Genomic DNA, 9,114 nt, shown 5'->3' on the forward strand with positions numbered 1-9,114 from the left:
GGTTGGGTTGAGGAACGAAACCCAACACCTCTTATTTATCCTCCCGCTAATGTTGGGTTTCACTTCGTTCAACCCAACCTACGAAAATTAAATTAATATTCTCTTCCATAAGGGGAGCGGTAGAACCCAAATTATTAAGATTGTTTTCACATTTTGGGGTGTACATAGGAGTTTAAAATAAGTCTAGTATGTTATACGTAAATAGACTTGCCTTAAACAAAGCTGAAAAATTCAATATTTTCACTAAGGGACTTCCAATTAAAAAAATACCCAAAAATTTCTTGTGGTGCGGGCATCTTGCCCGCTAATCATCAAGGACGGGCAGGATGCCCATCCCACAAAATTGGGTAATTTATTTTTTGGTGTTCCCTAAGTTGAATGTGGTATTTATTTGTGTAAATTAGTTAATTTAACTATCTTATGATGATGAAAAACGAAAAATGGAACACGGAAAATATTCTGAGTCAAAAAGGCAGAATAGTAATTGTCACAGGTTCAAGTAGCGGTATCGGTTATGAAACGGCGCGGGTTTTAGCTAATAAACAAGCATCTGTGATCATTGCGGTTCGTAATTTGGAGAAAGGAAATAAGGCGTTGGCGAAAATTATTCAACAGAATAAAGATGCTGATGTTCGGGTAATGGAACTTGATTTGGCGAATTTAGCATCGGTTAAAAATTTCGCAGAAAACTTTCAGAAAAATTATTCACGTTTGGATTTATTGATTAATAATGCGGGTGTAATGATTCCACCGTATTCAAAAACTACAGATGGTTTTGAATTACAATTTGGAACTAATCATCTCGGACATTTCGCTTTGACGGGACAACTTTTAAAACTTTTGATTAGCACGAAAGCTTCACGAATTGTCAATGTTTCCAGCGGCGCACATAATTTTGGCAAACTAGATTTCGATGATTTGAATTGGGAAAAGAGAAATTATGCCCAATGGACGGCTTACGGTGATAGCAAACTTGCTAATCTTTATTTTACCTACGAACTCGACCGGAAACTAAAAGAGCAAGGGATCAACACCCTTGTAACTGCTTCACATCCGGGTTGGACTGCAACTGAATTGCAGAGAACGGCGGGTGATGTGATGAAATATCTCAATGGTATCTTTGCTCAAGATATCACAATGGGCGCATTACCAACTCTGCGGGCGGCAATAGAAGAGGGTTTGAAAGGGGCGGAATATTTCGGTCCCAATGGATTTATGGAGATAAGTGGCTATCCAGTCAAGGTGGAATCAAATCAGTTATCCAAAGATCGAGCGATCGCTCAAAAACTTTGGGTTGTATCGGAACAACTCACCGGCGTGAAATTTGAATTGAATAAAAAGGCATAAAACCCAGGCAAATAAGAAAATGGGCAATGTCTACCATTAACCTAAATTCGAGCCATCTTTTCCGCCATTGTGAAGCTTGCCGTGCGATGCCTACGGCGAGCGAAGCGATCGCTCTCAGGTCTATAATAGTTTTCACTCGGACACAAGAATTGCCGCTAATCGTTCCTCAACTTCGCAGATATAATCTGTCAAACCCGTATCAACTTCTCTCTCTCGTAGATGTTTTAAATCTGTCTCTTCCCAACACTGCTTTTCCCGTTCCATATCGTTTCCTATGAGTTGTTCGACAACTACTTTTACATTTCTGATTCGTTCAGGTTCTTTCTCTGAAGTAGCACGTAATCTGTGAGACTCTATGCAAGGATCAAAACTCAATTTATTTTTGATTTCTTCTAGAATTTGTTCTTCTTGTTGATTAGATGGAATAAACCCATTTAAAACCCATGCTTCACGTTTTGGATCAGCCGCACCAATCACAATTTCTAATTTCGGCGTTTTATTAATATGTTCTGAACGTGCTTGTTCAATTCCTTCTTTACGTTCCGGTTGATTATCTAAATCACGAATAAATAAAACAGCTTTAATATGTCGTGTTTTTTGCAGAAACCGTACCAAATTAAGAACTTTAATAGATGCTGCACCATCAGCTTTTAAAGGCTCATCTTTACTATCATGACCTAAAAATCTGGAAGGTTTATATTTTATTTGTGATTTTGCATCATCAATGATTTTGATAATGTCTCTCCAGCAAGAAAATTCTGTTCCTGACTCTAAACCAGTCCACTGAAAACAATGTTTCAGAATATCATCATCTAACCAATCGAATTTTTCTTTTAAAACTCGCTCGGCTAACTTAGTAGCTGTTCTATAATCTGCACCACTTTCAACTATGACAATAAACTCAATCACTGACTTCTCCTTCTAGCACCCAATCTTCACCTTCAGCATCCCAAAATTCACCTGTTGTCAAGGTTTCCTTTGCCCATTCTACATCAGGATGTTCATCTAAACGTTTGGAAACTGTGAAACCTGATTTACTATTATTTAATATGTGGACTTGAGAAGGAGCAAGTGCATCAATAATATAAAGGGAATGAGTAGAGAAAATAATTTGCAGGTTAGGATTTTCGGCGATGATTTCTTTGAAAACAGTCATTAACTCACGTTGTGCTTTAGGATGAAGTCCCTGTTCCACATCATCTAATAAAACTAAATTAGGTTGATTAGGATTCATTAATACAGTTAATAATCCTAAAGTTAACATTGTTCCTTCGCTAATTGCATGGGCTGGAATACGTTCACCTGTATTCATGTCTAATATAACTTCTTGACCTGTCATTTCCTGAGTTTCTTCATAGGAAATAGATTTACCATCAACTTCGATTAACCGTTTGCGAATGACTGGAACTTTTGCTCTCTTGATGCCAACTTTGCGGACATTTGGGACAATTCGACTCAGCTTTTCTTCTATTAATTGAAATTTATCTGGTGCTTCATCACGGAGAAAATCTAAGGTTGGTGCTAATAATGAACCATCAAACTTTACTCTCGGTGTAATTTCTTCACTGTAAGCTGCTTTGGCAAGATTACTTGCAACTAATTTTAGGTAAACAGTAGATTTTAAAGATTTACGAATTGGATCTGGGTATTTAATTGGTGTTGTTTTCTTTTTTTCAAAACTATCTTCAGTTCCATCTATTTTCCATGATGTTGTTGGAATCCAATCTTTAAGATTTTCCTGCTTCCAACTATAGGAAACTTCCCACTGATGATAACTATTATCATCACAAAGACCACTCGCAGTTACAGACATAGCTTTTTCCCCAATTGTTGTAATGAATTGAGGTGAATTTTCATCTTTAAATATCTTTGCAAATGATGAATCAACAAGTTTGCTTAGATTATTCAATGATTGTAATACAGTTGTTTTACCAGCACTGTTTTTTCCTACGAGTCCATGTAATCGGGAGTTATCGAAATTGAGTTCTGTAGATTTATGGCTTTTGAAATTATGAAGATTTAGGCTTTGTAACATATTGTTAGTTTTATTTGTTCATCATCATTTGCTATTTGGAAAATTGCAATTACTATTTTTGCAAAAACATTATACTAAATAAAGCATTGAATTGCGATCAAAGCATATCAGCAGAGACTTTTTCACCAACAATTATCTTGACATTATTACCTTGGAACTGAATTATAGCTTCATAATGAGCTAGGATAGAGTTAATATAAAATGGCTTGAAAATCAACCCTTCTCCAAGCTGATTTCTGTTAATATGTTTGATGGATTTTTGAATGCTGTCCCCTGGCAAGGAAAAACAAGGCTTGGAAATAATTAAATTTAAATAAATGAGAATCAAAGCCACAAAAAGTCTTGATATTGTTATCAGTTTTAGATGTAATATATTAAGATTAACTTCAATCATAATTTGCATGATTCATTGTTTCTATCTAATATTAGATTAACATAGTATAACACAGCACTAAGTCATCCTATTATACCTTAACAAAAATATACACTTAACCACCAATCAATATAAGGATTAGTCTGTAACTTGGGTTAAGCAACAGTACAACCCAACATTATTTAAAAAAATAATCAATCACATCCTGTAAATCCTAAAATCCTGGATATCCTGATTCTGACAAATGATGTAACATATAAGTTACCTAAATTGTGTATATTAGGACTATTTTGAATACAATCATTTGTATCTAAGAGATAGGCGATTGAATTTCCTCCCGTTTTTCAAAATAAAGCTGTTCTGGACGTTCAATCGGCTCACCTTCCCAACTACCAATTACTTCTTCTAAAAACCTACGAGAATATCCTAATTCTTCCGGCGTTTTGGTTGCAGATTGTAATGATTTTTCTGCAATACGTTGAAACACAATTACTATTTCTAATTCTTCATTGGCAAATTCATCAGGAAGTTCAACTTTGAGAATTTTATCATTACCAATGTGTGTTTTAATTTTCATACTTTCCATAGACTGATCTCCTGGTTGATTATGTTGTTAGCAGTTTGGATAAAATTTTTGATGGTTGTTCACGAATTAATTATAGAAATTAGTTTAGAAGGTAAAGGAATTTGTTTTTTACCACTACAATAAACAGTTTCTATCCATAACTCTCGCGCTTCATTAATATTTTCTATCGCTTCTTCTAAATTGTCTCCCTGACTCATACAACCTGGTAAGTCAGGAATCATTACTGTATATCCTCCGTCCTCTTCTGGATAAATAGACATGGGATATTTTAAAGACAGATAATCTTCTAAAGATTGATGCTCAAGTTGAGAATTAGTTTTCATCTTGCCAATTTTCCAAATCTAGTAATCTAATGGTTTCTTCAATATACGTTCGTTTGACTTTTTTACCACCTTTTTTGGGAATAATAATTACTTCTCCTTGCTCATTCTCAAAAGCGTGATGACTTCCTCTTACTCTAGTTTCCTGATATCCAAAAGCTTCAAGAACATAACTAATCTCTTCAAATCTGGCTTCAGGAGGGCGAGAGAGAAGATATTTAATTAATTTACTTAGTTTACCCATTAACTAATCATAGCATTTTTTTCGCTAGGTGGTTGAGATAATTATTTATTGACCAATTATACCACATTTCACAAAAATGATATTCTTGATTAACCAAACTTAACTCCTCTTATAAACCATCTCCATTCTCAACTTATCCACCTCAATCTTCAACCGTTCATTCTCCATTTTTAACCCAGTATTTTCATCCTTAATCAACTCCACCTCATTCCGTTTACTCAAAGCCTGATTAATTGCCAACTTTCGCATATCCAAAGAAAACCAACGTTGATAAGTTTTCGTGTGAATTTGCACACTATGACCCAAATTATCCGCCGCAGCCTTAATAGGAACTCCCAAAATATGCGCTCGAATTGCCCAACCATGACGTAAATCATAGGGTTTAAAATCCAAACCAATTTTTCTAAACCACCAACTCACCCTTTGGATTAAAGCCGTGATTTCTGCATGATTATTCTGGTCTTTTTTACTAATTGCGATCGCCAACATTTCTAAATATTTAGGATTCCTTAAATCAAATTCATCAATCCATTCTTTATATAAAGGTAAAGCTTCCCTTTCCCCAGTTTTACAGTCCTTATCAACCTTCCAAGTTAAATCTATATTTTCATTACTCAACCACCAATCAATATGAGGATTAACAAAAAGTTCACGGGGACGTAAACCAAAAACCGCCAACATTCCATAAGTCCAACGCCAAAGTTGCCAACTATCTTTCACATCTTGATTAACTTGTTTACCTCGATTATACAAATATTCATCAAACTTATAAAATCCAGTAACTATATCCTTATCAGTAGGAACATTCCGAGAATTACTTTCAGGAACTTTAGAATAATGAGTTAAATTAATCTCAATTTTGAAAAGTTGACAAAAAACAGAAATAGCCCTCACAGCATTATATTTAGCCCATTCCTTATCTATCTTATCAATCGCATTAATCAAAACTTCCCCAATTGCCAAATCATCAGCATTTGTATAACGCTTAAGGCGAGAAAAATAATAGAAAAAAGTATGTTCACTTTTAGTCGTGCGTTTATGGGTTTTAAAATATTCCTCCTCAAATTTTTCTAACAACTCACTAATAGTTTTTAATTCCTTTTTAATTCCTTCATTTCCCAAATATTTATCATTCCAAACAAAACTTTTTCTCGCAATTAACTTACCTAACTCATAAGCTTCTTCCTCAGCAGTTTTCAAACCTAGTAAATTTGCGGGAATATTCAAACTGAGATTGTATTGTTTTTTGCCAGTTCCCCTGATATCCTCATCTCCCGGTTTAATGGGTAAAGTTGCCCGTAATTGCAGACATCCATTTGATTCCCGAATTGTTACTCTGGTTTTTGCAGACTTCAAACGCAGATTTACTTGTCCCAATTCCCATAGTAGCTGTTCTTTCATAATCCTTGGCGTTGCTGATTAAGAATATGAATTTATTTCACGCAGAGACGCTCAAGGCACAGAGAAATTTAATTTTTCCTTTGCGTGAGACTTATTCTGAATCTTTCAGACTATATTTAGAGTAAAAATAAATCAGTTAATTGCAAACATAGTTTATCGCTGACATTGCTCACTGCAAACATAGCGAAGTTAAAAGCTATTAAACCAGGAATATAAATACTCCGGTCCTTATCACGGTTACGACGGATTCGCAATCTTCGCTCGGGACATGGATTTGGCACTCAACAGCCCAACCTGGGGATTAATCGGCGCTCCCTGGAACAAGAAAGCTCAAGCTAAGGCTAAAGCTAAAGCTGCCGTCTAGGGGACAAAAGATAGTCTGGGGTTCTACCCCAGGAGAGTTGGGAAGTCAAGATTCAAAATTAAAAATTCAAAGTTCTGGATTTTGCATTCTGAATTTTGAGGCACATTCCCCACTCTCCACCGAACGCAAACATCATACACAGCAAGCTTGGAGATATAGAAATGCCTCAAGATCCAAAGAAGATTCAGGACCACGTTGAGCTATTCCACCAGCCAGAATACCAACAACTGTTTGAAAACAAGAAACAGTTTGAAAACGGTCACACCAACGAAGAAGTACAACGGGTTTCCGAATGGACAAAAAGCTGGGAATACCGGGAAAAGAACTTTGAACGGACAGCTTTAACCGTTAACCCAGCTAAGGGTTGTCAACCTTTAGGCGCTATGTTTGCGGCTGTGGGTTTTGAAGGTACTCTTCCTTTTGTTCAAGGTTCTCAAGGTTGCGTAGCTTACTTCCGTACCCACTTAACCCGTCACTACAAAGAACCATTTGCTGGTGTTTCTTCTTCCATGACAGAAGACGCTGCTGTGTTCGGTGGTTTACAAAACATGATTGATGGTTTGGCTAACTCCTACAGCTTATACAAGCCAAAAATGATCGCTGTTTGCACCACCTGTATGGCAGAAGTTATCGGTGATGACTTACAGTCATTTATCGGTAATGCTAAGGAAGCTGGTTCTGTTCCTCAAGATTTCCCAGTCCCTTTTGCTCACACACCTAGCTTCGTTGGTTCTCACATCACTGGTTACGACAACATGATGAAGGGAATTCTTTCTACCTTGACAGAAGGTAAGAAGAAAGCCAAGAGCAACGGTAAAATCAACTTTATTCCTGGTTTTGATACCTACGTAGAAAACAACCGCGAAATTAAGCGGATTGCCTCTTTAATGGGTATTGACTACACTTTGTTATCTGACAACAGTGATTATGTTGATTCACCTTGTGATGGTGAATACAATATGTATCCAGGTGGTACTAAGCTAGAAGATGCAGCAGATTCCATCAACGCTAAAGCTACTATTGCTCTTCAAGCTTACTCCACCACCAAGACCCGTGAATACATTGCTAAGGAATGGAAACAAGACGTTAGTGTTTCTCGTCCTTGGGGTATCCAGGGAACTGACGAGTTCTTGATGAAACTCAGCCAAATGACTGGTAAGGCTATTCCTGAAGAATTAGAAATCGAACGTGGTCGTGCAGTTGACGCAATGACCGACTCCCATGCTTGGTTACATGGTAAGCGTTTCGCTATCTACGGTGATCCTGACCTAGTTTATAGCGTAGTTGGTTTCATGTTAGAAATGGGCGCTGAACCAGTACATATCTTGGTTCACAACACCAACGACGTATTCGAGAAAGAATTGCAAGCATTGTTAGATTCTAGTACCTTTGGTAAGTCAGCTAAAATCTGGGGTGGTAAAGACTTGTGGCACTTACGCTCTTTGTTGTTCACAGAACCCGTAGACCTATTAATTGGTAACTCCTACGGTAAGTACCTGTGGCGCGATTGTGGTGTACCCTTAGTCAGAATTGGTTATCCTATCATGGATCGTCACCACTACCACCGTTATGCAACCGTTGGTTACAAAGGTATCATCAACCTGTTGAACTGGATTGTTAACACAGTCTTTGAAGAAATTGACCGCACCACCAATGTTGCTGGTAAGACCGATATTTCCTACGACTTAATTCGTTAAGAAATGTCTGTAAGGATGGGGAAACCCCAACCTCGACAATAAACAAAGGGGATTGGGACTTAGGTAATTTACCTAAAATCCTATCCCCTATCTCCAATTCCTAAGTAATTGGACAAAAATATTTACAGTCATTGCGAGCAAAGGGAAGCAATCACAACCCTTGGAATTGCTTCATTTCACTTCGTTCCCTATGGCTTAGGTAATTTACCTAAAATCCCATCCCCTATCTCCAATTCCTAAGTAATTGGACAAAAATATTTACAGTCATTGCGAGCGAAGGGAAGCAATCACAACCCTGGCTGGCGATTGCATCATTTCACTTCGTTCCCTATGGCTAACGCCACACAACGCTTACGCAATGACATTGTGTAATTAATTCTGTCTCACTACTTATTGAGTGGGGTGCGTCAGATAGAGGAAATCTGTTTTTTACCAAATTATTGGGTCTGACGCACCCTACAAGAGATAAAACCCACATTACATATTTAGAAAACTTTGTCAATGCGTAAGCCCTAGTTCCTGGTAATTGCTGATAAAATCCTCCTTTTCATCCTGTTCATCCTTTAATCATGGACATTATCTCGACTTCGCTCGATAACCACCTGATTCTGACAATTTTTCTATTTTCTCTTACAAAACCAAATGTTATGAAAATCCCTACGGTAAGTACCTGTGGCGCGATTGTGGTGTACCCTTAGTCAGAATTGGTTATCCTATCATGGATCGTCACCACTACCACCGTTATGC

The 9,114-nt window shown here is 37.1% G+C and carries 9 protein-coding genes and 1 pseudogene; 3 read left to right on the plus strand and 7 right to left on the minus strand.

Going from position 1 to position 9,114, the window contains the following annotated elements:
* The first annotated feature begins 426 nt into the window (after positions 1-426).
* Complete coding sequence (locus IQ228_RS14205) at positions 427-1,347, plus strand: SDR family NAD(P)-dependent oxidoreductase (RefSeq protein ID WP_193963252.1); 921 nt, start codon at positions 427-429, stop codon at positions 1,345-1,347.
* Positions 1,348-1,479: 132 nt separating this feature from the next.
* On the opposite strand, the gene IQ228_RS14210 is transcribed toward IQ228_RS14205, so the two are convergent.
* The 7 genes from IQ228_RS14210 to IQ228_RS14240 form a co-directional block, all read right to left on the minus strand.
* Positions 1,480-2,256 carry a hypothetical protein gene (locus IQ228_RS14210; RefSeq protein ID WP_027404282.1) on the minus strand — a complete coding sequence of 259 codons (777 nt, stop codon included), beginning with the start codon at positions 2,254-2,256 and terminating at the stop codon, positions 1,480-1,482.
* On the minus strand, positions 2,249-3,382 hold the full coding sequence (locus tag IQ228_RS14215; RefSeq protein ID WP_193963249.1) for an AAA family ATPase: 1,134 nt from the start codon (positions 3,380-3,382) through the stop codon (positions 2,249-2,251). The genes IQ228_RS14210 and IQ228_RS14215 overlap by 8 nt, the downstream gene beginning before the upstream one ends.
* 97 nt (positions 3,383-3,479) lie before the next feature.
* The gene (locus IQ228_RS14220) at positions 3,480-3,785 is read right to left on the minus strand and encodes a hypothetical protein (RefSeq protein ID WP_027404280.1); all 306 of its coding nucleotides are present in this window, start codon (positions 3,783-3,785) and stop codon (positions 3,480-3,482) included.
* A 280-nt stretch (positions 3,786-4,065) separates the two neighbouring features.
* Complete coding sequence (locus IQ228_RS14225; protein ID WP_027404279.1) at positions 4,066-4,341, minus strand: hypothetical protein; 276 nt, start codon at positions 4,339-4,341, stop codon at positions 4,066-4,068.
* A gap of 59 nt (positions 4,342-4,400) precedes the next feature.
* Complete coding sequence (locus IQ228_RS14230; protein ID WP_027404278.1) at positions 4,401-4,664, minus strand: type II toxin-antitoxin system HicB family antitoxin; 264 nt, start codon at positions 4,662-4,664, stop codon at positions 4,401-4,403.
* The gene (locus tag IQ228_RS14235) at positions 4,654-4,905 is read right to left on the minus strand and encodes a type II toxin-antitoxin system HicA family toxin (RefSeq protein WP_027404277.1); all 252 of its coding nucleotides are present in this window, start codon (positions 4,903-4,905) and stop codon (positions 4,654-4,656) included. Before IQ228_RS14235 ends, IQ228_RS14230 begins: the two co-directional genes overlap by 11 nt.
* Positions 4,906-5,004: 99 nt before the next feature.
* On the minus strand, positions 5,005-6,306 hold the full coding sequence (locus IQ228_RS14240) for a site-specific integrase (protein WP_193963250.1): 1,302 nt from the start codon (positions 6,304-6,306) through the stop codon (positions 5,005-5,007).
* Between the two features lie 211 nt (positions 6,307-6,517).
* Between IQ228_RS14240 and IQ228_RS27440 the strand changes: the two are divergent.
* Both IQ228_RS27440 and nifK read left to right on the plus strand, forming a co-directional pair.
* A pseudogene (locus IQ228_RS27440) lies at positions 6,518-6,670 on the plus strand (nitrogenase molybdenum-iron protein alpha chain); the annotation flags it as partial.
* Between the two features lie 161 nt (positions 6,671-6,831).
* Complete coding sequence (gene nifK / locus IQ228_RS14250; protein ID WP_027404275.1) at positions 6,832-8,367, plus strand: nitrogenase molybdenum-iron protein subunit beta; 1,536 nt, start codon at positions 6,832-6,834, stop codon at positions 8,365-8,367.
* Positions 8,368-9,114 lie beyond the last annotated feature (747 nt).

The sequence above is a fragment of the Dolichospermum sp. LEGE 00246 genome (assembly GCF_015207865.1).
GTDB lineage: Bacteria > Cyanobacteriota > Cyanobacteriia > Cyanobacteriales > Nostocaceae > Dolichospermum > Dolichospermum heterosporum.